Here is a 24127-nt window from a genome sequence, read left to right as displayed (position 1 = left end):
CACCGCTAGTCGGCCTGGACGACCATCCCCGCGCCCACCGTGGTGTTGGTGGCCTCGTCGATGAGGATGAAACCACCCGTCTCGCGGTTCTTGGCGTACTCGTCCACGAACAGGGGCTGGGTGGAGCGCAGCCGCACCCGGCCGATCTCGTTCAGCTCCAGGTGGTCGGCCTGCTCGTCGCGGTGCAGCGTGTTGACGTCCAAGCGGTAGCGCAGGTCCTTGACCATCACCTTCGCCGTGCGGGTCGTGTGCTTGACGATGAACTTGGCGCGCGGCGCGAGCTTGCGCGTGTCCGTCATCCAGCACACCATCGCCTCGATGTCCTGGGACACCTGGGGCGCGTTGTTCGGACGGCAGATCATGTCGCCGCGGGAGATGTCGATCTCGTCCTCCAGCAGGAGGGTGACCGACATCGGGGAGTAGGCCTCCGCCGCCTCGCCGTCGGCGGTCATGATCTTGGCCACACGGCTGCTGAGCCCGGAGGGCAGGTGGGTCACCTCGTCGCCCGGCTTGAGGACCCCCCCGGCCAGACGGCCCGCGTAGCCGCGGTAGTCGTGCAGGTCGGGGTCGTCGGACTTGTGTGGGCGGATGACGTACTGCACGGGGAAGCGCGCGTCGACCAGGTTGCGGTCCGAGGCGATGTGCACGTTCTCCAGGTGGTGCAGCAGGGAGGGCCCCTCGTACCAGGGCATGTTCTCCGAGCGGTCCACCACGTTGTCGCCGTGCAGGGCCGAGAGCGGCACGAACGCGAGGTCGTCCACGTCCAGCCTGCTCGCGAAGTCGGTGAACTCCGCCCTGATCTCCTCGAAGCGCTCCTGGGAGTAGTCCACCAGGTCCATCTTGTTGACCGCCAGCACCAGGTGCGGCACCTGGAGCAGCGCGGTGAGGAAGGCGTGGCGGCGGCTCTGCTCCTGGAGGCCCTTGCGGGCGTCCACGAGGATGATCGCCAGGTCCGACGTGGACGCGCCGGTGACCATGTTCCGGGTGTACTGGATGTGGCCCGGGGTGTCGGCGATGATGAAGGTGCGCTTGGGTGTGGCGAAGTACCGGTAGGCCACATCGATCGTGATGCCCTGTTCGCGCTCCGCGCGCAGGCCGTCGGTGAGCAGGGCGAGGTTGGTCTGTTCCTCGCCACGGTCCGCGCTGGTGCGCTCCACCGCGTCGAGCTGGTCCTCGAAGATCGACTTGGAGTCGTACAGCAGTCGGCCGATCAGGGTGCTCTTGCCGTCGTCGACGGAGCCCGCTGTGGCGAACCTCAGGATGTCGTTGTTCATGCTTCCTGGTCCAGGGTCGAAGGGGTGGAGCCGGTGGAGGGCGGTGGCCCCGGTCCGGCGCCGGACCGGGGCCCGGGCGGCTAGAAGTAGCCCTCGCGCTTGCGGTCCTCCATCGCGGCTTCGCTGGCGCGGTCGTCGGCCCGGGTCTGTCCGCGCTCGGTGATCCGGGTCGCGGCGATCTCGGCGATGATGTCGTCCAGCTCCACCGCCGTGGACTTGACCGCTCCTGTGCAGGTCAGGTCGCCCACGGTACGGTAGCGTACGGTCTCGGTGAAGACCGTCTCGGTCTCGTCGCGCTGGATGACGGGAGAGTCGGCCAACAGGACGCCGTCGCGCTCGAAGACGCTGCGCTCGTGGGCGAAGTAGATGGAGGGCAGCTCCAGGCCCTCGCGCTTGATGTAGGCCCACACGTCCAACTCGGTCCAGTTGGAGATCGGGAACACGCGGATGTGCTCGCCGCGGTCGATGCGGGTGTTGAACACGCTCCACAGCTCGGGGCGCTGGTTCTTGGGGTCCCACTGCCCGAACTCGTCGCGGAAGGAGAAGATCCGCTCCTTGGCGCGGGCCTTCTCCTCGTCGCGGCGGGCACCGCCGAAGGCCGCGTCGAAGCGGTTCTCCTCGATGGCCTCCAGCAGGGCTGCGGTCTGGAGGCGGTTGCGGCTGGCCCAGCGTCCGGTGGGCTCGGAGACCTTGCCCGCGTCGATCTGCTCCTGCACCGACGCGACGACGAGCCGGACCCCGGCCTCGGCGACCCGGCGGTCGCGGAACTCGATCACTTCGTCGAAGTTGTGGCCGGTGTCCACGTGCATGACCGGGAAGGGGACGGCACCGGGCCAGAAGGCCTTCTCCGCGAGCCGGAGCATGACGATGGAGTCCTTGCCGCCGGAGAAGAGCAGCACCGGGCGCTCGAACTCCGCGGCGACCTCGCGCATGATGAAGATCGCCTCGGCCTCGAGGACGTCGAGTTGGGAGAGTTGGTAGCGCCCGGGCGCCTGCTGACTGGACTGACCCATGAATCCGCCTTCGTGATACCGACACGGCCGACGGCGGAGGTACCCTGTGGTTCAGCCCCCCGCGTACGGCCCCGCGCTGTCCAGGTCCGCACCGTCGCGGATGCTTGCCAACAACATACCCGACAATTCCGATCGACATACAAGGACATCGGGCAGTAGCGGGTCGGACACGTTGTAGCGCAGCGGCGACCCGTCGATCCGGGATGTGTGCAGGCCCGCGGCGCGCGCGACCGCCACCGGCGCCGCGCTGTCCCACTCGTACTGGCCGCCCGCGTGCACGTAGATGTCGGCTATGCCGAGCATCACCGCGCAGATCTTGGCCCCGGCCGACCCCATGGGGACCACCTCGGCACCGAGCTGGTTGGCGATGCGCTGGACGAACGCGGGCGGGCGCGACCGGCTGGCCGTGATCCGCAGCCGCTGCCCCTCGGGGCGCTCCTGCGGCAGCCACGGCGGATCCACCGTGGAGACCGTGCTGCCCTGCGCGGGCAGGGCGACCGCACCCGCCACCAGGTCGCCGTTCTCCCACAGCGCCACGTGCACGGCCCAGTCCGTACGGCCCGCCTCGGCGAACTCCCGGGTCCCGTCCAGGGGGTCGATGATCCACACGCGCCGCGCGCTGAGCCGCGACGGGTCGTCGGCGCCCTCCTCGGAGAGCACCGCGTCGCTGGGCCGCAGACGCCCCAGCGCGGAGAAGAGGAACTCGTGGGAGGTCCTGTCACCCAGGGTGCGCAGAACCTCGGGCTCGGAGAACCCGTGCCGGGCCCGCAGCCTCAGCAGAAGCTGACCGGCCTCGGTCGCCAGGTCCCGTGCCACCTCATGATCGTTTCGGATATTGTTCACCTCAGTAGGCCCCCGCACCACGGATCACCGCTGACCACGTCTTCCACAGGATCTGGATATCCAATGTCAGCGACCAGTTTTCCACGTACCTCAGGTCCAGGCGGACCGATTCCTCCCAGGAGAGGTCGGATCGACCGCTGACCTGCCACAGCCCCGTCATACCTGGCTTGACCACCAGCCGACGGCGCACATCGTGTCCGTACTGGGCGACCTCCTCGGGCAGTGGCGGCCTGGGACCGACGAGCGACATCTCCCCCCGGACCACGTTGACGAGCTGGGGCAGCTCGTCGAGCGAGTACCGGCGCAGCCACGCCCCCACGGGGGTGACCCTGGGATCGCGGCGCATCTTGAACAGCACACCGTCGTGCTCGTTCCGGGGCCGGAGCGTCTCCTTCAGCGCGTCCGCTCCGACCACCATGGTACGGAACTTGTACAGGGTGAACTCGGCACCACCCCTGCCCACCCGCGTCTGCGCGAAGAGCGCGGGGCCGCCCTCGGCACGGATGAGCACGGTCAGCACCAGGAAGAACGGGGAGAGCACGGCCAGGGCCAGGGCGGCCGCGCAGCGGTCGAAGAACCCCTTCATCACCCGGCGGCCCCCGGCTAGCTCGGGGTGTTCGACGTGCAGCAGGGGCAATCCCGCGACCGGCCGGATGGAGGTGCGCGGACCGGCCACCTCCATGAGCGCGGAGGCCACGATGAGGTCGGTCCGGCTCTTCTCCAGCCGCCACGCGAGTCGGCGCAGTTCCACACCGTCCATCTCGGGGCAGGCCAGCACGGCCACAGTGTCGGCCCCGGCCAGCTCAGCGGCCTCGGCCGCCTCGGTGAACGACCCCAGGACGGGGCAGCCCTCCACCCGCTCCCACTCGGCGGCCTCCGTCTCGGGCAGGCACACCCCCACGACCCTCATGCCGTGGTAGACCTCACCCCGGAAGCGGTGGATGAGGTCGCGTGCCGCGCTCCGGTAGCCGACGACCACCACACCGCTCATGCAGCGGCCGGAGCGGCGGCGACGGTGCAGCGCCTTGCGGCGCGCGTAGTGCAGGGCCAGGCTCACCGCGGCGATGAGCGGTGGGACGACGAGCGCGTAGCCCCGGGACAGGTCGAAGGCGACGGCGTAGGCCCCGATCGTGGCGGAGGCGGCCAGGAAGACCCCGGAGACGGCAATCCTCCGGTACTCCTCGGTCCCCACCCCCAAGAAGCGCCGTTCATACCCGCCGGCCAGCCAGACGAAGACCACCCACACCACCGGCAGCAGGAGCGACAGGTGCAGGTAGGGGAGCGTCTGCGGCTCACGGAGGGTGTCGCCGAACCGGGCGAGCGTCACGCCGAAGGCGACACCGGACGCGGCGCACAGGTCCAGTGCCACGAGCCCCGCCAGGTAGGGCCGCGTCCACGGCCGCTCGCGCGCACGGGCGAGGGGGCCGTCGGTGCCGACGCCCCCCGCAGCCCCCAGGTCCTGGACGGTCTCCGTTCCACCGGTCGCGACCAACACGCCCCCCATACCGCACACTGTTTCCGTCGAATCACTTGGAGTGAGCACACCCGGCACGGCGGAACCCGCACCGAAGGGCGGAAGCAGGGTGTGCCATCGGACGCTGCCCTGGGCCAACGATCCGAACAGTAACCAAAAGTAGTCGATAAGTCGCGTGACGTGTCGGCTTGTCGGGGCAACCCACTCTCGGCCGCCGTAGCGCGGCGGTCCCGTCAGACGGCGGTGTGGAAGATGTTCTGGGCCCGCTCCAGGCCGTCCCTGAGGACGGTGCGCACCGCGTCGGCGGCGCGCTCCACGTTGAGTCCGAGCTCAGAGCGCTCACCGGAGGAGAAGTCCCTGAGCACGTAGGCGGCGGGGTCCATCCGGCCGGGCGGGCGGCCCACGCCGAAGCGCACCCGGACGTAGCCGGGGCCGGCCAGGGAGGCGGTGATCGACTTCAGGCCGTTGTGCCCGCCGGAGCCGCCGCCGCGCTTGAGCTTGAGCGCGGAGAAGTCGATGTCCAACTCGTCGTGGACGACGACGACGCGCTCGACCGGCACCTTGTAGAACGCGGCCAGAGCCGCCACCGGTGCACCGGAGACGTTCATGAAGGACCGCGGCTTAGCCAGGACCACCGGGACGCCCTCCACCCGGGTCTGGACGACCTCGGCCCGCGCCTTGTGGACCTTCCACCGCTCGTCGGCGGCCGCGGCCAGCGCGTCCACCACCATGAACCCGGCGTTGTGCCGGTTGCCGGCGTACTTGGGGCCGGGGTTGCCCAGCCCGACGACCAGCCAGCGCTCGGTCTCGGCCATGTCCTCGTTCTTCCTGATCCCCAGCATGCCCCACAGATCCATGGGTCACGACCCTATCCGTACGCCGAACGCGCGGCCCCCGCCGGGAGCCGCGCGTTCGCGGTGCGGACTGTGCGGAGCGGCCGCCTACTCGGCGGACTCCTGCTCGGCCGGAGCCTCCTCGTCCGGGGCCTCCTCCTCCGCGCGCGGCGCGGAGACGGTGAGGAGGATGGTCTCGGGGTCGGTGACCAGTGTGGTCCCGGCCGGCAGCTTCAGTTCGGCGGCGGTCGGGTTGGTACCGACCTCCAGACCGGTGACGTCGAACTCGAAGCTCTCGGGGATGTGGGTGGCCTCGGTCTCCACGGCCACGGTGACGAGCTCCTGGTTGAGCACACCCGGGGCCTTGACCTCACCGGTCAGGTGCACGGGGACGTCCACCTCGACCGTCTCGCCCTTGGCCACGACCAGCAGGTCGATGTGCTCCAGGAACCCCTTGAGGGCGTCGCGCTGGACGCTCTTGGGCAGGGCGAGGTTGTCCTTGTCCAGGCCGTCGAGGCGGATCAGGACGTTGGGGGTCTTCAGGGCGAGCATGAGATCGTGGCCCGGCAGGTTCAGGTGGCGGGGCTCGGTGCCGTGGCCGTAGAGGACGGCCGGCACCTTACCCGCGCGGCGGGCGCGACGGGAGGCGCCCTTGCCGAATTCCGTGCGGGGCTCGGCAGCGATACGTACCTCGGACACGACAAAACTCCTCGGGTTCAACCCCGCAGCACGGGGAACACGACTCCAGTAGTACGGCGATTCCCGCCCTGGGCGGGGACAGCGGCGGGGTCACCCCTCGTGGGGGACGCGACCGCCCTGGTTCCAGGCGTGCCCGGCGAGCCGCCACCGGACCCGACCGGCCCGGGAACGCTCGTCACACACCCCGTTCCCGACCCCTGCGGCGCAGCGGAAAGCAGCGCCGTATGGACACGGGGACACTCGGTCAAGTCTACTGGCTTCACCGAGGACTCCGTACACGGCCTGCGGACGACCACCCGCCAGGCTGCGCTCTCTTCGCACCTTCGCTCCGCTTCGGCCCGCCCTCAGCGAACGCCTGGCGGCGCGGTTCGGTCGTGCTCAGGCACTCGGAGAACGGGAGCCTTCGACGCCTCCGCCAGCCCCCCGCGGGCACCCTCGCTCACCCCCTGCGGTGCGGCAGCGTTCACGACGGCTTCTAGTCGAAGAGGCTCGCCACGGAACCGTCGGTGAAGACCTCGTTGACGGCGCGGGCGATCAGGGGCGCGATCGAGAGCTGTGTGAGCTTGTCGAACGAACGCTCCTCCGGGATCGGCAGGGAGTTGGTGATGATCACCTCGGAGATCGGCGAGTTCTGGAGCCGCTCCGCCGCCGGGCCGGACAGCACGCCGTGTGTGGCCGCCACGACGACCTTCTCCGCGCCGTTCTCGACCAGGGCCTCGGAGGCCTTCACGATGGTGCCGCCGGTGTCGATCATGTCGTCGACCAGCACACAGGTACGGCCCTCGACCCGGCCGACGACCTCGTGCACCCGCACCTGGTTGGCCACGTCCGGGTCGCGCCGCTTGTGGATGATCGCCAGCGGCGCGCCGAGGCGGTCGGCCCAGCGGTCGGCCGTGCGCACCCGGCCCGCGTCCGGCGAGACCACGGTGATGTCGGAAGCGGGCTTGACCTGCTCGGACACGTAGTCGGCCAGGATGGGCAGCGCGAACAGGTGGTCCACCGGGCCGTCGAAGAAGCCCTGGATCTGGTCCGTGTGCAGGTCGACCGCCATCATGCGGTCGGCACCCGCGGTGCGGAACAGGTCGGTCATCAGCCGCGCCGAGATGGGCTCGCGGCCGCGGTGCTTCTTGTCCTGGCGGGCGTACCCGAGGAAGGGCGTGACCACGGTGATCCGCTTGGCGGACGCGCGCTTGAGCGCGTCCACCATGATCAGTTGCTCCATGATCGACTCGTTGATCGGCGACGAGTGGCACTGGAGGACGAAGGCGTCGCTGCCGCGCACCGACTCCAGGTAGCGGACGAAGATCTCACCGTTGGCGAAGGTGTCGAACCGGGTGGGGACCACCTCGATCCCCAGTTCCTTCGCGACCTCCTGCGCCAGCTCGGGGTGCGTGCGCCCCGAGAAGAGCATCAGCTGTTTCTGCCCGGTGGCCTTCATTCCGCTCACGTACTTCTCCCCCACGGTTACTGCTGCTCGAAACTGTCTGTTCTCTCCGCCTCGGCCCGCTCGGCCGCCTCGGCGGCGGCGGTGCCCCGGCGCTTGCGCCGGGTCCATCCCTCGACGTTGCGCTGCCGATTCCCCTCCGACACCGCCAGGGCACCGGGCGGAACATCCTCGCGGACCACGGTGCCGGCGCCGGAGTAGGCGCCGTCGCCGACCCGGACCGGCGCGACGATGGTGTTGTCACTGCCCATCCGCACGTGGTCGCCGATCGTGCTCCGGTGCTTTTCGACGCCGTCGTAGTTGACGAACACCGAGGAGCAGCCGATGTTGCTGCCCACGCCGATGTCGGCGTCCCCGACGTAGGTCAGGTGCGGGACCTTGGAGCCCGCGCCGATCGTCGAGTTCTTGACCTCGACGAAGGCGCCGGCCTTGGCGCCCTCTGCCAGGCGGGTGCCCGGCCTCAGGTAGGCGTAGGGGCCGACGGTGGCGCGCGGGCCGATGTCGGCCTGGTCGGCGGTGGTCTCGCGCACGTGCGCGCCCTCACCGACCACCGTGTCCTTCAGGTCGGTCCCCGGGCCGACCACGGCGTCCTCGGCGATCACGGTGGCACCGCGCAGGCGCGTGTTCGGCTCGACGACGGCGTCACGGCCGATCCGCACCTCGGCGTCGACCCAGGTGGTCGCCGGGTCGACGATCGTGGCCCCGGCCCGCATGTGCTCCTCGACCAGGCGGTCGTTGAGGATGCAGCGCGCCTGGGAGAGCTGGACCCGGTCGTTGACGCCTTGGACCTCGTGCCAGTCGTCGGCCGTCCAGGCGCCGACCCGGTGGCCGTCGCCCCGCAGCAGTGCCACGGCGTCGGTGATGTACTCCTCGCCCTTGGCGTTGTCCGTGGACAGGCGGCGGACCACCTCGGACAGCAGTGCGCCGTCGAAGGCGTACATGCCGGAGTTGATCTCGTCGATCCCGTGCTGCTGCGGCGTGGCGTCCGCGTGTTCGACGATCTCGGTGAACTCGCCGTCGGCCTCGCGGACGATCCGGCCGTAGCCGCCGGGTTCGGGCACGCGCGCGGAGAGCACCGTGACGGCGTTGCCCTCCTTCTCGTGCGCGGCGACCAGGGCGGCGAGCGTGCTGCCGCGCAGAAGCGGCGTGTCACCGCAGGTGAGGACCACCGTTCCGGTGAGGACGATGCCCCGTGAGGCGAGGTCCTCGACCGCCATGCGGACCGCGTGCCCGGTGCCGTTCTGCTCCTCCTGGACCGCGGTGACGGCCTCCGGCGCGACCTCTTCCAGGTGGCTGCCGACCCGGGCCCGGGCGTGCCCGACCACGACCACGGAGTGCTCCGGGTCGAGTGCACGGGCGGCGGCGAGCACGTGCCCGAGCATGCTGCGGCCGCTGATCTCGTGGAGGACCTTGGGAAGTTTGGACTTCATCCGCGTACCCTCGCCGGCGGCGAGGACGATGACGGCGGCCGGGCGGTTCACACTCACTGAAGGGGACCCCTCGTGAATAGGCTGGCGGTCGAATCTGTCGGCTCACCCCTCGGCGGCCCGGCCCGCGTGCCGCACGGGCGGCCGTCGGATGATCCAGCGGCCGACATGGGAAGGATACACGCGCGTCACCTCCGCCTCGCGGGGACGTGACACCACCGCACCACGGACGCGGTGCGCACGCCCGCCGGGTGCCGGAGCCGCCCCCGTGAGCCGCAGCGGCCCTTGCGGGCCGGTGCGGCGGCGGTGTGGATTGCTCCCGGACCAGGACTCGAACCTGGACGATGGGGACCAAAACCCCAGATGCTGCCAATTACATCATCCGGGAACGTAACGGGCATGACCACAGCACGCCCGGACGCTCGCCACCAACATAGCGCGTTCCTCGGGGGGGTTGCCAAACCTACGGCCACGTAGGTTACGGTTACGTAGGAATAGGTTGGGCCGTCGGCAGGGGTGCCCGGTACTCCACGGACGCCGTCCTGACCGCAGTGACGCTCCCTGGACAAGGTTGGTGCAGAACATGACCGCAGCCCCCGATCTACCGATCGACAAGGTCGCTCCGGCGCGCGAGGCCGTACCCGAGTACGAACCGGAACTGCGCGGCAGGGCCGAGCGCGCCACGGTCTTCGCGTTCGTGTTCATCCCCCTGATCGCGCTGGCGGCGTCCGTGCCCTTCTTCTGGGGCTGGGGGCTGAGCCTCGTCGACATCACCATCGCCACGGCGTTCTACCTCGTCAGCGGACTGGGCATCACCGTCGGCTTCCACCGCCACTTCACGCACGGCTCGTTCCGCGCCAACCGCCCGCTGCGGATCGCCCTGGCGGTCGCGGGCAGCCTGGCCATCGAGGGCAGCGTCATCAAGTGGGTCGCCGACCACCGCCGACACCACAAGTACGCCGACGCCGAGGGCGACCCGCACTCCCCCTGGCGGTTCGGCGACGACTGGAAGTCCGTGGCCAAGGGCCTGTACTACGCGCACATGGCGTGGCTGTACCTGGACGACAAGAAGACCTCACCGCGGCGCTTCGCCCCGGATCTGCTCAAGGACAAGGACATCGTCCTCGTCAGCAGGCTCTTCGGCCCGCTCGTGCTCTTCTCCCTGCTGGCACCCGCCGTCATCGGCGGACTGGTGACCATGTCCTGGTGGGGCGCGGTCACCGCCTTCTTCTGGGCGAGCCTGGTGCGCGTCGCCCTGCTGCACCACGTCACGTGGTCGATCAACTCCATCTGCCACACCATCGGCGAGGAGAACTTCGAGGTCCGCGACCGCTCCCGCAACGTGTGGTGGCTGGCCATCCCGTCCTTCGGCGAGTCCTGGCACAACCTGCACCACGCCGACCCCACCTGCGCGCGGCACGGTGTCCTCAAGGGCCAGATCGACATCTCCGCCCGGGTCATCTGGATCTTCGAGAAGCTGGGCTGGGCCACCAAGGTGCGCTGGCCCAACAAGGAACGCCTCGCGGCCAAACGGGTCACGGTCTAGGATCTGAAGCCATCATGGGAGCAGCCGACAGCCAGCAGGGAACCCGCGCGCGCCGCAAGCGCATGACGGGCAAGGAGCGTCGGCAACAGCTTGTGGAGATCGGCCGGGAGCTGTTCGCCGAACGGGGGTTCGACGCGACCTCCGTCGAGGAGATCGCCGCGCGGGCCGGTGTGTCCAAGCCCGTCGTCTACGAGCACTTCGGCGGCAAGGAGGGCATCTACGCCGTCGTGGTGGACCGGGAGATGCGCACGCTCTTGGACATGGTGGGCCACGCTCTGACCGCGGACAACGCCCGCGACAAGATCGAGCAGGCCGCCATGGCACTGCTGCTCTACGTGGAGGAGCACACCCTGGGCTTCCGGGTCCTGACCCGCGACTCCCACGTGGCCTCCGGCACGGGCAGCTTCGCCAGCCTGATCAACGACATGGCCAGCCGGGTCGAGCACATCATGGTGGACGAGTTCGCCAAGCGGGGCTACGACCCCGCGCTCGCCCCCATGTACGCCCAGGCGCTGGTGGGTATGTGGGCGCTGACCGGGCAGTGGTGGCTGGAGGTACGCAGGCCCGGGCGCGAGGTCGTGGCCGCACACCTGGTCAACCTGGCCTGGAACGGCCTGGGGAGGCTGGAGCCCCGCCCCGGGATCAACACCCGGAGGAAGCGCTAGCGAAGGACCGACGGCGGCGGGGAGGGTTCCGTACCCTCCCCGCTATCTTGATGTCAAGAGATATGCTGTGTCCCATGCGCGATGAGGTGGATGGGCTGATCGAGGCGTGGCGCACCGAGCGCCCAGACGTGGACGTGACGCCGCTGGAGGTGTTCAGCCGGGTCTCCCGGCTCGCACGCCACCTCGACCGCGCCCGGCGCACGGTCTTCACCGAACACGCCCTGGAGCCGTGGGAGTTCGACGTCCTCGCCGAACTGCGCCGATCCGGGCCGCCCTACGAGCTGAGCCCGGGAAAGCTCCTGCGCGCCACTCTGGTCACCTCCGGCACCATGACCAACCGCGTCGACCGCCTGGCCTCGGCCGGGCTCGTGCGGCGGCGCCCCGACCCGGCCGACAAACGCGGTGTCCTGGTCCGTCTCACCAGGCGCGGTGCCGAGCGCATCGACGCCGCGCTGGCCTCCCTGATCAGCTACGAGGAGTCCCTCCTGGCCCCGATGCCCGCCGAGGACCGCGTGCGACTCGCGTCTTTGCTGCGGGCCCTGCTGGCCCCCCTGGACAGCCTGCCGACGCGCCCGCGGCTCTAGTCGACGGCCTCGGCCTGATCCAGCCAGACCTCCTCCAGCCGCTCCTTCTCCGCCGCGAGCTCCTTGGCCTCGGCGTCGAGTTCGGCCAGGCGCGTGTAGTCCTCCGCAGCCGCGGCCATCAGCTCGTGCAGCTCGGCCTCGCGCCTGCCGATCCGGTCCATCCGGCGCTCCACGCGCTGCATCTCCTTCTGAGCGGCGCGCCGCTCGGCCGCCGAGGGCCCGGCCGCCGGGCTCCCGGACACGGCCGTCTCGGAGGCACCGCGGGGCACACTGCCCTCCCCCGCGGTCGCGGCGCGGCGCTCCAGGTACTCGTCCACCCCGCGCGGCAGGAACGCGAGGGTGCCGTCGCCCATGAGGGCCAGGACGCGGTCGGTGATCCGCTCCAGGAAGTAGCGGTCGTGGCTGACCAGGACCAGGGAGCCGGGCCAGCCGTCGAGGAGGTCCTCCAGCTCGGTGAGGGTCTCGATGTCCAGGTCGTTGGTGGGCTCGTCCAGAAGCAGCACGTTGGGCTCGTCCATGAGCAGGCGCAGCAGCTGGAGGCGGCGGCGCTCTCCGCCGGAGAGGTCGGCGATCGGCGTCCACTGCCGCTCGCCCCGGAAACCGAAGCGCTCCAGCATCTGGCTCGCGGTGTAGTCGCGCTTGCCGATGGTGACGTGCTCGCGCACGTCCATCACGGCCTGGAGGGGGCGCGCCTGCGGGTCGAGTTCCTCGACGTTCTGCGACAGGTGGGCGAGACGGACGGTCTTGCCGGTGCGCACCGTGCCGGAGTCGGGCGCGCGCTCGGCGCCCAGGACCCTCAGCAGCGTGGACTTGCCCGCGCCGTTGACCCCGACCAGGCCGATCCGGTCGCCGGGACCGAGCTGCCAGGTGAGACGGTCCAGCAGGACCCGGTCGGGGACCGCGACCGACACGTCCTTGAGGTCGACGACCGTCTTGCCGAGCCGGGAGCTGGCGAAGCGGACCAGTTCGACGCTGTCGCGCGGCGGCGGCTCGTCCGCGATGAGCTGGTTGGCCGCCTCGATACGGAACTTGGGCTTGGAGGTGCGCGCCGGGGCGCCCCGGCGCAGCCAGGCCAGCTCCTTGCGCATGAGGTTCTGGCGGCGCTCCTCGGCCACGGCGGCCATGCGCTCGCGCTCGGCCTTGGCCAGGACGTAGGCGGCGTACCCGCCCTCGTAGCGCTCGACCGAACCGCGCCCGACCTCCCAGGTGCGGGTGGTGACGGCGTCCAGGAACCAGCGGTCGTGGGTGACGACCACGAGCGACTCCGAACGGCCCCTGAGGTGCCCGGCGAGCCAGGCGATGCCCTCGATGTCGAGGTGGTTGGTGGGCTCGTCGAGGACGATGAGGTCGTGGTCGCCAACGAGCAGGCGCGCCAGACCGGTCCGGCGGCGCTCGCCGCCGGACAGCCCCGCCATGGGGGTGTCGAGGTCCCAGCCGCTGAGCAGGCCGCGCAGGATGTCGCGGATACGGGCGTCGCCCGCCCACTCGTGCTCGGCCCGCTCGCCCAGGACGAACCCGCCGACGGTGGTGTCGGGGAAGGTGTCGCGCTGGTGCAGGTAGCCCACGCGCAGCCCCCGGTTGTGCACGACCCGCCCGGAGTCGGGCTCCAGGCGGCCGGAGAGCACGGAGATCAGCGTGGACTTGCCGCCGCCGTTGCGGCCGACGACACCGATGCGTTCGCCCTCGTCGACGCCGAGGGACACCTGGTCGAGGAGGACGAGCGGCCCGTAGGCCAGGGACACGTCCTGGAGATTGACGAGATTCATCGGGTGTTGGGCGTGGAGACCCGGTCCTTCAGGGCCGGGAGGAAGCGCCCTCCCCCTTCCTGCTTCGATCTTACAAGAACCTCGGTTAGAATGTGAGCATGGCCAGGAGCACGGTGAAGCGGGCGTTCAAGTACCGCTTCTACCCCACCCCAGCGCAGGCAGCGGAGCTGTCGCGCACGTTCGGCTGCGTGCGCCTGGTCTACAACCGCGCCCTGGCAGAGCGCACGGCGGCGTGGTTCACCGAGCAGCGGCGGGTGAACTACAACGAGTCCTCCGCCGCGCTCACCCAGTGGAAGAACGACCCCGGTCTGGCGTTCCTGAACGAGGTCTCCAGCGTTCCGCTGCAACAGGGGCTGCGGCATCTGCAGACGGCGTTCCGCAACTTCTTCGACAAGCGCGCCAAGTACCCGCGCTTCAAGTCGCGCAAGAGGTCGAAGGCGTCGGCGGAGTACACCCGCTCCGCTTTCAGATACCGTGACGGCCAGCTGACGTTGGCGAAGATGCCCGGACCGCTGGACATCGTGTGGTCCCGGCCCCTCCCGGAGGGCGCCGCGCCCTCCACGGTGACGGTGTCCAGGGACGCGGCGGGCCGCTGGCACGTGTCGATCCTGTGCGAGGACACCGTCGGCACCGCCCCGGCCCCCAGCGACGCGGTCGGCGTCGACGCCGGGATCACCTCCCTGGTCACCCTCTCCACAGGGGAGAAGGTCGCCAACCCCGGGCACGAGCGCCGTGACCGGGCCAGGCTGGCCCGCGCCCAGCGGGAGCTCTCCCGCAAGGCCGAGGGCAGCGCGAACCGGGACAAGGCCCGCCACAGGGTCGCGCGGGTGCACGCCCGCATCACCGACCGCAGGAAGGACTTCCTGCACAAGCTCTCGACTCGACTCGTCCGCGAGAACCAAGTGGTCGTGATCGAGGACCTGACCGTGCGCACCATGGTCAAGAACGGGAGACTCGCCCGCGCCATCTCGGATGCGGCGTGGAGCCAGCTCCGGTCGATGCTGGAGTACAAGGCCGCCTGGTACGGGCGGGAGCTGGTCGTGATCGACCGGTTCTTCCCCTCCTCCAAGCTGTGCTCGGCCTGCGGTGCCCTGGCGGAGGGGCTTGCGCCGGACGTGCGCGAGTGGACCTGTTCCTGCGGCGTCACCCATGACCGCGACATCAACGCGGCGATCAACATCAAGGCCGCCGGGCTGGCGGCATCTGCCTGGGGAGCCGGTGTAAGACCTCAACGGGAGTCCTCCCGGACGGGGCAGTCGGTGTCGAAGCAGGAAGGCCGCGGGGCGACCCGTGACGGGGCCAGAGCCCCGAACCGCCGTTAGGCGGCTGCCGGAATCCCCTCCCTTCAGGGAGGGGAGGAAGCCAACACCTTCCATTGTCACGGCACACCGGGTGTGCCCCGGACGGAGGACGGGCTTCCCCTCCCGACCCCGGGGCGCGGCGGCGGGCTCAGGGGAGGAAGAAGTCCCGCGCGGCCCGCGCGATCCCCTCCGTGTCCAGCCCGTGGGCACGCGCGTGCTGCTCCGGTCGGCCGTAGGCGCGCAGCTCCTCGGTGCGGCCGACGCCCAGGCCGAGCTGGCGGTGGCGCCGGTCGGACAGCGCCGCCGCCACCTCGTGTGCGGACGTGCCGCGCAGGTAGGGCTCCACCACCAGGACGTCGGCGCTGCCCGCCGCTCCGACCAGGGCGCTCAGCCCCGGACGGTCGAAGGGGCGCACAGTGGAGGTGTAGGCGACGGTGACGTCCAGGTCCTCGGTCGCCGCCAGGACACGGTCGAGCATCGGGCCTACGGCGAGGACCACCCCGGCCGAGCGGGGCGACCCGGAGCGCACCGCGGCCAGCTTCCCGGTCACTGGCAGGGGCACCCGGTTCCCGGTGTCCGACAGACGGACATAGGCCGGCTGGTCGCCCGGGAGCGCGACCCTCAGCGCCTCGCGGACCTCGTCGGGGTGTCCGGGCACGTGGACCGCCCATCCGGGCAGGGTGTCGATCAGGGCCACGTCTCCGGGCGCCTGGTGGGTCCGGCCCTCGGCGGCGGCGTCGTAGGAGCCGCCGATGCTCACCAGGACGGCACCGGTCCCCTGGTGGCCGAAGTCGAGCTTGACCTGCTCGAAGGGGCGCTCCACCAGGAAGGGCGCGTAGCTGTGCACGATCGGGCGCAGGCCGGTGAGGGCGAGCCCGCCGGCGACGCCGATCATGGCCTGTTCGCGGATGCCGACATCGATCACGCGGCCGGGGTGGCGCGCCGCCGCCCGCGTGAACAGACCAGCGGAGATCGCGGCGAGGACGAGGGCGGTCCGGGGATCGTCGTCGAGGGCGGCGGAGGCGGTCTCGACGAAGGCCTGGCGCATGGCGCCCCGCGCGGGGGCGGCGGGCCTGGTAGCGGTCCGGGTCATGGCGGTGCTCCTATCGGAGGGCGGCGACCACGGCCAGGGGGCGGCCGGGGTGGGGGTCGGTCAGCGCGGCGCGGAGGGCACCGTGGTCGCGGCCGTCGACCCGCCGGGCCGTCCAGCCCTCGGTCTCGAAGCGCGTTCCGATCCCGCCCGGCCAGCCGTGCCGTCCCGAACCGTTGTCGAGGACGACGGTGGTGAGCGTGTCCGCTCCGAACCTGCCCGCGACGGCGATCGCTTCGTGGTTGCTGCCCTCGTCGAGTTCGCCGTCGCCGACGAGCACCACCACGCGGGGCGGTGTGCCGTCGGGACGCCGTGTCCCCTGGATGCGCAGCCCGAGAGCCGTCCCCAGGGCCAGGGGCAGTCCGTGCCCGAGCGAGCCGCTGCCGATCTCCGCTCCGGGCACGAGGAGGGCGTCGGGGTGGTGCCCCAGCGGCGAGCCGAAGGACGCCCAGCCCCGCAGGGCAGAGGTGTCGAGGAAGCCCTTGGCGGCGAGTACGGCGTAGTAGGCGGCCGGGCCGTGCCCCTTGGAGAGCAGGAAGCGGTCCCGGGCCGGGTCCTCGACCGTGTCAGGGGCGACCTCCAGGACCTGGTCGTAGAGCACCCACAGGACGTCGAGGGCGGAGTGGGCGGCACTCTTGTGCTTCTCGTCACCCTCCATGAGCGCAATGAGCACGGGCAGATCGGCGTAGCGCGACAGGGCGGCTGCGGTCGTCATGGTGACCAGTGTTCGACCTCAACCGAACTTGAGGTCAACCGCCCACCGGGGGCCCGCGACGCCCCTTCGCGTGATTTGCCTCACACGACGACGGTGCCGGGGACGCCCCCCGAATCCGCCGCGACGCACGCGTCCACCCCCCGGCACTCCAGAGCACGCACGACCTCGACCTCGACCGCAGCCGTCCTCGGGTCGTCGGCGTCGCCCACCAGGAAGGCACAGGTCGGACCGGAGCCGGAGACCAGGGCCCCCAGGGCACCCGCCTCGCGGCCCGCCGCCAGTGTGCGCCCCAGGCCGGGACGCAGGGACAGCGCGGCCCGCTCCAGGTCGTTGGTGAGCACCGCGCCCAGTGCGGCGGCCTCCCCCGAGGCCAGCGCTTCCTCCATCGCGGCGCAGGGCTCCGGTTCGGGGGCCTGCGGCCGCAGCCGGTCGTACTCGCCGAACACCCGCGCCGTGGACAGGCCCTCCCCCGAGAGCGCGAACACCCACCGGTACCGCCCGGGGGCTTCCAGGGGCGTGAGCAGCTCGCCCCGGCCCGTCCCCACGGCGGTACCGCCCAGCAGGGGAAAGGGCACGTCGCTGCCGAGCCGCGCCCCCAGCTCCAGCAGCTCGGAGCACGAGAGCCCGCATCCCCAGAGCCGGTCGCAGGCCACCAGGGCCGCGGCGGCGTCGGCGCTGCCGCCCGCCATGCCCCCGGCGACGGGGATCCGCTTGTCCAGGTGGATGCCGACCGGGGTGCCCCGGCCGGTCTCGCGGGCCAACAGCTCGGCGGCGCGGGCCGCGAGGTTGGTCCCGTCCAGCGGAACCCCGGAGAGGTCCACGGTCCCACCGCTCGCCGTGAGCGCGGCGAGGGCCGCCTCCTGACACGCGGGGGCCGCCGTGACGGTAATCTCGTCGAACAGTGAGACGGCGTGGAACACGGTGACGAGCGCGTGGAACCCGTCCTCACGTCTGGGCCCCACCGCCAGCCGGAGGTTGACCTTGGCGGGGACCCGGACGGTTACGGTGGTAATGACGGTCACGAGTCCCCAATCGTAAAGGAACTCCCTACCTTGCGTGCACACCTGCTCCGACCGCGGAACCGGCGTGTTCACCGCTCCCGTTCCCGAAGGGAGACCGGCCGATGAGAACCAGGGGACCGTGCCGGGGATCTACCACCACTGTCATGTCGGATAGCGCCTCACCCCATAACGACCATGGGTCCACAGTTGGGAATAAGGGCGCAAACCCCTATACCTTGGGGCGAGACGCGGTTTGGACACCGTCGGGGAGGGTCGCTTGCCGTCGGATGGGCTCCCGAAGAACCTGGAACCGCTGGCCGCCGGAGATCCGGCCACCATCGGTCCCTACATGCTGTCCGGGAAGCTGGGCAGCGGCGGCATGGGCACCGTCTACCTGGGCAGCGCCGGAGGCGAGAAGGGCCACCAGGTAGCCATCAAGGTCATCCGCCCCGAACTCGCCTTCGACGAGGCGACGCGGGCGCGCTTCCGCGACGAGATGGAGAACGCCCGCAAGGTCGCCTCCTTCTGCACCGCGAAGGTGCTCGACCACGGGACGTTCGAGAACCGCCCCTACATGGTCACCGAGTACATCGCGGGGACCGCTCTGGCCGAGCACGTCTCCGAGAACGGTCCGCTGGACTCCTCGACCCTGCACGGCTTCGCCCTGGGCGTGGCCGCGGCGCTGGCGGCCATCCACCGCACCGGGCTCGTCCACCGCGACCTCAAACCCGCGAACGTGCTCCTGTCGCTGTCCGGGCCGCGCGTGATCGACTTCGGTATCGCCCGCGCGATGAACACCGCCACCAACCACACACAGACCGGCATCGTCATGGGCAGCCCCGGCTGGATGGCCCCCGAACAGCTCCTGGAGGAGCAGGTCACCACCGCCGCGGACATCTTCGCCTGGGGATGCCTGGTGGCCTTCGCCGGCAACGGCACCCACCCCTTCGGCAACGGCGACGCCATGACCCTCGGCAAGCGCGTGCTGTTCGCCGAACCGCAGATCGGCCGCCTGGACAGCCCCCTGGACCGGCTCGTCTCACGCGCCCTGGCCAAGGAGCCCGGACGGCGCCCGACCGCGCAGGACCTCCTCCTGGAACTGGCCGGAGGGCAGGAGGCCGGCAACCCCAACGACATGGTCTCGCAGGCGCTGCACCAGTCGTGGCGGCCGAACCTGCCGCCGGTACCGCCCGGCCACCCGCACGCCCCGCACCCGGCGACGGGTGTACGGCAGCAGCCGCTCCGCCCCGGCACCTACCCCGCGCCGCCCCCGGCCCAGTACCCCGCGCACCAGAGTGGCACCTTCTCCCGGCCGCAGGCGCCCCCTCCCGGCCGCAGCGCGCCCACGCCCTCCGCGCCCCGCCAGGCGGCCCCGGGCCAGCCCCCGCACCCCGCACCGGCACCCGCGCAGCACCCGGCGTCCACGGGGCCGATCCCCGTCGTGCAGGACCCACAGGCCCAGCGGCCCGGACCCCAGCCCTACGTCCCACCGGTGCCGCCGCCCCCGCACCGGCCTGCCGCACCCCGGCGCCGCAGGGGCCTCCTCCTGGGTGCCGTCGCGATCGGCGTCGCGGTCCTGCTGGCCCTGGCCGCCGTGCTGCTCTTCGTGTCCAACATCGACTTCCCGCCGTTCGGCGACGACACGGACTCCGGTGTCGAGCAGGAGGACACGGGAACCGGCACCGACGGCGGCGGCCGGGAGCGGGACGAGGACAAGGCAGAGGCCGCCGACGGCATCAACCCGGACGGCTCGGTGACGTCGGCCGACGGCATGGTCACCTACACGGTGGAGGACGTCGACTGTGAGCCCGACCCGGACTCCCGGTCGAGCGTGCTCTCCGGCGGGACGTACTGCATCGTGCGCCTGTCCGTGGACAACGACAGCGGCACCCCGCTCTCCTTCCGCTCGCAGGAGCAGTTCATACTGACCTCCGTGAGCGACGAACCCACGGCGGCGGAGACCCCGACCCCTGCGGAGCGCCAGGCGAGTCTGTGGAACCCGGAGGGGATCGCCCCCGGTTCATCGGTCGAGGGCGACCTGGTCTTCCTCATCCCCCAGGAGGCCGAGCCCGACTCGCTCCAGCTCACCCACCTCTCCGGGCAGGACCGGACCGTCGTGCCGATCGGCGCCCCGACCTAGTGGGCCCGGGGGTCGCCCCGCCGGGCCCCTGCGGCGCCGGGGAGTGCTACTCCCACTCGATGGTGCCCGGGGGCTTGCTGGTCACGTCCAGCACCACCCGGTTGATCTCGCGGACCTCGTTGGTGATCCGGTTGGAGATCTTGGCGAGCACGTCGTAGGGGACCCGCGACCAGTCTGCGGTCATGGCGTCCTCGCTGCTGACGGGGCGCAGCACCACGGGGTGGCCGTAGGTGCGGCCGTCGCCCTGGACGCCCACCGAGCGCACGTCGGCGAGCAGCACGACGGGGCACTGCCAGATGTCGCGGTCCAGCCCGGCCCGGGTGAGCTCCTCGCGGGCGATCGCGTCGGCCTCGCGCAGCACCTCCAGGCGCTCGCGGGTCACCTCGCCGATGATGCGGATGCCCAGGCCCGGCCCGGGGAAGGGCTGGCGCCACACCATCTCCGGCGGCAGGCCGAGCTCCTCGCCGACCTTGCGCACCTCGTCCTTGAACAGCTCACGCAGCGGCTCCACCAGGGTGAACTGGAGGTCCTCGGGCAGTCCGCCGACGTTGTGGTGGGACTTGATGTTGGCGGTGCCGGTGCCGCCACCGGACTCGACGACGTCCGGGTAGAGGGTGCCCTGGACCAGGAACTCGACCTCGGCGCCCTGCTCGCCGCCCTCGGCGACGACCTCGCGGGCGGCCTGCTCGAAGACACGGATGAACTCGCGGCCGATGATCTTGCGCTTGGCCTCGGGGTCGGTGACCCCCGCCAGCGCGTCGAGGAAGCGCTCCTCGGCGTCGACCACCTTCAGGCTCGCCCCGGTGATCGCCACGAAGTCCTTCTCGACCTGCTCGGCCTCGCCCTTGCGCAGCAGTCCGTGGTCGACGAACACGCAGGTGAGCTGGTCGCCGACGGCGCGCTGCACCAAGGCCCCGGCCACGGCGGAGTCCACCCCGCCGCTCAGGCCGCAGACGGCGCGCTTGTCGCCGATCCGCTCGCGGATGCGCTCCAGTTGCTCCTCGACGATGTTGACCATCGTCCAGGTGGGACGGCACCCGGCCCCCTCGTGGAGGAAGCGGCGCAGCACCTCCTGGCCGTGCTCGGTGTGCATCACCTCGGGGTGGAACTGGACGCCGAACAGGCGGCGGTCGGTGTCCTCGAAGGCGGCGACCGGAGCCCCGGCGGTGCTCGCGGTGGTCCGGAAGCCCTCGGGGGCGCCGACCACGGAGTCGCCGTGCGACATCCACACGAGCTGCCGGGCGGGCATCCCCCCGAAGAGGAGGGAGTCGGTGACCGCGGACAGTTCGGTACGGCCAAACTCGCTCAGGTCGGTGCGCTCGACGGTGCCGCCCAGCGCGCGCGTCATGGCCTGGAAGCCGTAGCAGATGCCGAACGTGGGCACCCCGGTCTCGAAGAGTTCGGCACCCACCGCCGGGGCGCCCTCGGCGTAGACCGACGACGGACCCCCGGACAGGATGATGGCCTTGGGTTTCTTGGCGAGCATCTCCCCGACCGGCATGGTCGAGGGCACGATCTCGCTGTGCACGTGGCATTCCCGGACCCGACGGGCGATCAACTGCGCGTACTGCGCACCGAAGTCGACGACGAGAACGGTGTCGAACGTGCTCTCAGCACCTACGGACACGACGGAGGACCTTCCGCGAAAGTTCAAGGGATGTCCGCCCAGTCTAGGGCGTCCCCCGCATCCGGGCGCCGCCGTCCACAGGCGCAGTGCATGCGCGCGGCGCCGCCCCTGTCGGGTCGGCGCCGCGCCGGGTTCCGGCCCCGGTGGTTCCGGGGCCGGGACGGTGGACCCTAGTACCAGGAGGGACGGTCGGGGCCGCGCCCCCAGCCCCAGCCGTGGCCCCGGTCGTCCCGGTCACGGCCGTGGCCCCGATCGTCCCGGTCACGGCCGTGACCCCGGCCGCCGGCCTCGAACCACAGCACCTGCGGGTCGTGGTCGCTGACCTGGTCGTGGAACTCGGAGTTGATCCGCGCGATGGCGTAGTCCATGTCCATGCGGCGGTCCAGGGCGTCATTGACCAGGATGTGGTCCAGCGCCTGGGAGTTGCCGTCGTAGACGTAGTTGTAGCGCTCCTCCTCGGGCAGCTCCAGCATCGGGTTGGTGAGGGGCCCGTCCCCGGTGAGGATGTCCAGGGTCTCGGAGAACTGGAAGTCGTTCAGGTCGCCCATGACGATGACGTTGGCCTTGGGGTCGGCCTCGAACAGCTCGTCGGTGAACGCGCGGACCACGCGGGCCTGCGCGTGGCGCTGCTCCTCACTGGAGCGCGTGGGCGGCTGGCGGACGCCGTGCAGGGACTCGTCGCCGCCCTTGGAGGCGAAGTGGTTGGTCACCACGAACAGGTCTTCGCCGTCCACGCGGAACTGGCCCACGAGCGGCTTGCGGCTGTCCTCCCACGCCTCGTCCTGGGGCGCGATCCGCCCCGGGGAGACACTCAGGTCCGGGCCACCGCGCCCGTCCACGACCTCCACGGCGGTGGTGGCGTCGCCGCCCTCGGCGTCGACGAAGTCCACCTCCTCGGGGTTGAAGAGGAAGACGTTGCGGATGTTGCCGCCCGGCTGACCGCCGTCCTGCTTGTCCTCGGGGGCGATGTAGCGCCACTCGTAGACGGGCCCGCCCTGGGCGGTGATCGCGTCGACCAGCCTCTGGAGGGTGGCGTCGGCGGTCACGGTGCCGTCGTCGACGGGGCCGTTGTCGTCCTGGATCTCCTCCAGGCCGATGATGTCGGGCGAGCGCAGGTAGTCCACGATGCCGGTGGCCAGCTCGTCGAACGTGGCCTGGCCGTCCTGGGCGTCGAGGTTCTCGACGTTGTAGGTGGCGACGGTGGTCTCACCGCGCCCGGCCTCGCGGACGGGCCCGCGCTCCAGGTCGCCGGGCACGTGCTCGCCCATGGTGGTGGCGCGGATGAGATAGCCGCCGTACTGGCTGTAGTACAGCGGGCCCTCGGTCACGCCCGCCATGAGGTCGCCTACGTTGACCTGGGGGAAGGGGTGGGTGGAGCGGTCCAGCAGCGACTCGACCTTGATCCGGCCGCTGTTGGGGTCGTCGTAGGAGCCGTAGACGGTGCCGCCGTTCGGCGAGACCAGCTCGTCGGACTCGGTGCCCACCCAGAAGGCGTAGTAGGGGTCGGTCTCGCCGATGACCGGCGCGTCCTCCACCCGGACGAGCATGTGCTCGTGGGCGGCCCAGAAGTCGAGCGCGTAGGTGTCCGGCTCCAGTTCGAGGCCGGAGATGTCGCCGCCGGTCTCGGGGGCGTAGGCGTCGGGCAGGGTGCCCTCCTCCAGGAGGACGGAGGCGGGGGTCCCGTTGCCCTCGGAGAGGACGGTCCAGTCCGCCCAGCCGATCTGGGTGATGGTCTGAGACCCTCCGGAGGGCCGGTACTCGCTGACGCCGCCGGAGACCAGCACCTCGTCGCCAACGCTCACGTCGGGGGTGGTGGAGGCAGTGAAGACGAAGAGCGCCTCACTCGTGCGCGGGTCGCCGTCGCCCTCGGGGTCCTGGAACCAGAACCCGCGGGCGGAGCCGAAGACGTTCACTGCGGTGACGATCCCCGGGACACCGACCACGTCCTGGCCGACGTACGGGGAGGTCCGGGTGGTGCCCTGGATGTCGGCGATGCGCAGGTCGCCGGGCTCGGCCGGGTCGCCGCCGTCGCCGGAAGTCTCCCCTGCCGAGTTGACCGGGGACGGAGCGCCCGCGGTGAGGTCGGCGCCGTTGTCGTCGGTGTCGGTGAGATCGCCGTCACGGGAGGCGGAGGTGGTGTTGTCCAGCCTCGGCGCGGGCGTGCCCTCGTGGACGACGGCGCTGCCGTAGCCGACGATGTCGACGATCCCGTCCTCGGCCGCGCATGCGGCGGCGGTGCGGCACTCGACCGGGTCGGTGCCCTCGACCAGGAGCACGGCACCGGAGGAAGCGGACATGCTGACCGTACCGGTGGCGTCGGGGACGGGCAGGTCGGTGCTGCCTCCCGCACCGGCGTTCTGGCCGACGAGGTAGTACTCCCCCGCCCCGATGGTCCCGCTCAGGCCGGTGACCTGCACCCGGGTACCCGCACTGGGCGAGGCGGGCAGGTACTGCACGCTCCAGCCGTCGAGGGAGACGGGGGCGTCGGTGGGGTTGCCGAGTTCGATGAAGTCGTTGCGCAGGTCGGCACCGGAGTTGCCGCCGCCTCCGTAGACCTCGCTGATGACGGGGGTGGTGGCCGCGGCGGCGGCGGCGGGGAGGGACGCCGTCAGGGAGGCGGTCAGGGCGAGGGCCATGGCGGCGGAGGCAGAGGCGAGGGCACGTCTGGACGGCGTTCTAAGGAAG

19 protein-coding genes are annotated in these 24127 nt (G+C 71.2%); 5 read left to right on the top strand and 14 right to left on the bottom strand.

Features of this window, described 5'->3' with window-relative positions; translation table 11 throughout:
- Positions 1-5 precede the first annotated feature (5 nt).
- The 8 genes from cysN to glmU form a co-directional block, all read right to left on the bottom strand.
- The gene (gene cysN / locus B042_RS0105120; RefSeq protein ID WP_028647356.1) at positions 6-1274 is read right to left on the bottom strand and encodes a sulfate adenylyltransferase subunit CysN; all 1269 of its coding nucleotides are present in this window, start codon (positions 1272-1274) and stop codon (positions 6-8) included.
- Positions 1275-1354: 80 nt separating this feature from the next.
- Entirely contained in the window at positions 1355-2287 is a 933-nt protein-coding gene (cysD, locus tag B042_RS0105115; protein WP_028647355.1) for a sulfate adenylyltransferase subunit CysD, read from the bottom strand.
- Between the two features lie 51 nt (positions 2288-2338).
- Positions 2339-3130 (bottom strand): 3'(2'),5'-bisphosphate nucleotidase CysQ, encoded by a 792-nt coding sequence (locus B042_RS0105110; protein ID WP_028647354.1) that lies wholly within the window; start codon positions 3128-3130, stop codon positions 2339-2341.
- Between the two features lies 1 nt (position 3131).
- Positions 3132-4634, bottom strand: coding sequence for a sugar transferase (locus tag B042_RS0105105; protein ID WP_028647353.1), 1503 nt, complete (start codon positions 4632-4634; stop codon positions 3132-3134).
- 203 nt (positions 4635-4837) lie between these two features.
- Positions 4838-5461: an aminoacyl-tRNA hydrolase gene (gene pth / locus B042_RS0105100; RefSeq protein ID WP_051415481.1), complete on the bottom strand. Its 624-nt coding sequence runs from the start codon at positions 5459-5461 to the stop codon at positions 4838-4840.
- 84 nt (positions 5462-5545) lie between these two features.
- Positions 5546-6136, bottom strand: a complete 591-nt coding sequence (locus tag B042_RS0105095; RefSeq protein WP_028647351.1) for a 50S ribosomal protein L25/general stress protein Ctc — start codon at positions 6134-6136, stop codon at positions 5546-5548.
- Between the two features lie 475 nt (positions 6137-6611).
- Positions 6612-7583, bottom strand: coding sequence for a ribose-phosphate diphosphokinase (locus B042_RS0105090; RefSeq protein ID WP_028647350.1), 972 nt, complete (start codon positions 7581-7583; stop codon positions 6612-6614).
- 17 nt (positions 7584-7600) lie between these two features.
- Positions 7601-9067, bottom strand: a complete 1467-nt coding sequence (gene glmU, locus B042_RS0105085; RefSeq protein ID WP_028647349.1) for a bifunctional UDP-N-acetylglucosamine diphosphorylase/glucosamine-1-phosphate N-acetyltransferase GlmU — start codon at positions 9065-9067, stop codon at positions 7601-7603.
- A 523-nt stretch (positions 9068-9590) separates the two neighbouring features.
- On the opposite strand from glmU, the gene B042_RS0105080 reads away from it, so the two are divergent.
- The 3 genes from B042_RS0105080 to B042_RS0105070 all read left to right on the top strand — a co-directional run bounded on the left by B042_RS0105080 (position 9591) and on the right by B042_RS0105070 (position 11802).
- Entirely contained in the window at positions 9591-10553 is a 963-nt protein-coding gene (locus tag B042_RS0105080) for a fatty acid desaturase (protein WP_028647348.1), read from the top strand.
- Positions 10554-10567: 14 nt separating this feature from the next.
- Positions 10568-11218, top strand: a complete 651-nt coding sequence (locus tag B042_RS0105075; RefSeq protein ID WP_197024173.1) for a TetR/AcrR family transcriptional regulator — start codon at positions 10568-10570, stop codon at positions 11216-11218.
- Positions 11219-11292: 74 nt separating this feature from the next.
- A complete protein-coding gene (locus B042_RS0105070; protein WP_028647346.1) occupies positions 11293-11802 on the top strand; it encodes a MarR family winged helix-turn-helix transcriptional regulator in 510 nt (169 codons plus the stop codon).
- Here B042_RS0105070 and B042_RS0105065 read toward each other — a convergent pair.
- Positions 11799-13568: an ABC-F family ATP-binding cassette domain-containing protein gene (locus tag B042_RS0105065; protein ID WP_028647345.1), complete on the bottom strand. Its 1770-nt coding sequence runs from the start codon at positions 13566-13568 to the stop codon at positions 11799-11801. The two genes, B042_RS0105070 and B042_RS0105065, sit on opposite strands and share 4 nt — an antisense overlap.
- 98 nt (positions 13569-13666) lie before the next feature.
- Between B042_RS0105065 and B042_RS0105060 the strand changes: the two genes are divergently transcribed.
- Positions 13667-14890 (top strand): RNA-guided endonuclease TnpB family protein, encoded by a 1224-nt coding sequence (locus tag B042_RS0105060; protein WP_028647344.1) that lies wholly within the window; start codon positions 13667-13669, stop codon positions 14888-14890.
- 127 nt (positions 14891-15017) lie between these two features.
- On the opposite strand, the gene B042_RS0105055 is transcribed toward B042_RS0105060, so the two are convergent.
- The 3 genes from B042_RS0105055 to B042_RS0105045 form a co-directional block, all read right to left on the bottom strand.
- Positions 15018-15917: a transketolase family protein gene (locus B042_RS0105055; RefSeq protein ID WP_028647343.1), complete on the bottom strand. Its 900-nt coding sequence runs from the start codon at positions 15915-15917 to the stop codon at positions 15018-15020.
- A gap of 55 nt (positions 15918-15972) precedes the next feature.
- A complete protein-coding gene (locus tag B042_RS0105050) occupies positions 15973-16674 on the bottom strand; it encodes a thiamine pyrophosphate-dependent enzyme (RefSeq protein ID WP_028647342.1) in 702 nt (233 codons plus the stop codon).
- An 80-nt stretch (positions 16675-16754) separates the two neighbouring features.
- On the bottom strand, positions 16755-17696 hold the full coding sequence (locus tag B042_RS0105045; protein ID WP_081748600.1) for a 4-(cytidine 5'-diphospho)-2-C-methyl-D-erythritol kinase: 942 nt from the start codon (positions 17694-17696) through the stop codon (positions 16755-16757).
- Between the two features lie 256 nt (positions 17697-17952).
- On the opposite strand from B042_RS0105045, the gene B042_RS0105040 reads away from it, so the two are divergent.
- Positions 17953-19815 (top strand): serine/threonine-protein kinase, encoded by a 1863-nt coding sequence (locus B042_RS0105040; RefSeq protein WP_036553933.1) that lies wholly within the window; start codon positions 17953-17955, stop codon positions 19813-19815.
- A gap of 46 nt (positions 19816-19861) precedes the next feature.
- On the opposite strand, the gene guaA is transcribed toward B042_RS0105040, so the two are convergent.
- Both guaA and B042_RS22005 read right to left on the bottom strand, forming a co-directional pair.
- Complete coding sequence (gene guaA, locus B042_RS0105035) at positions 19862-21442, bottom strand: glutamine-hydrolyzing GMP synthase (protein WP_028647339.1); 1581 nt, start codon at positions 21440-21442, stop codon at positions 19862-19864.
- 170 nt (positions 21443-21612) lie between these two features.
- Positions 21613-24078 (bottom strand): lamin tail domain-containing protein, encoded by a 2466-nt coding sequence (locus B042_RS22005; RefSeq protein ID WP_081748599.1) that lies wholly within the window; start codon positions 24076-24078, stop codon positions 21613-21615.
- Positions 24079-24127: the final 49 nt, after the last annotated feature.

Source organism: Nocardiopsis sp. CNT312, assembly GCF_000515115.1.
Classification (GTDB): domain Bacteria; phylum Actinomycetota; class Actinomycetes; order Streptosporangiales; family Streptosporangiaceae; genus Nocardiopsis.
This window is presented reverse-complemented; position numbering and strand designations above follow the sequence as displayed.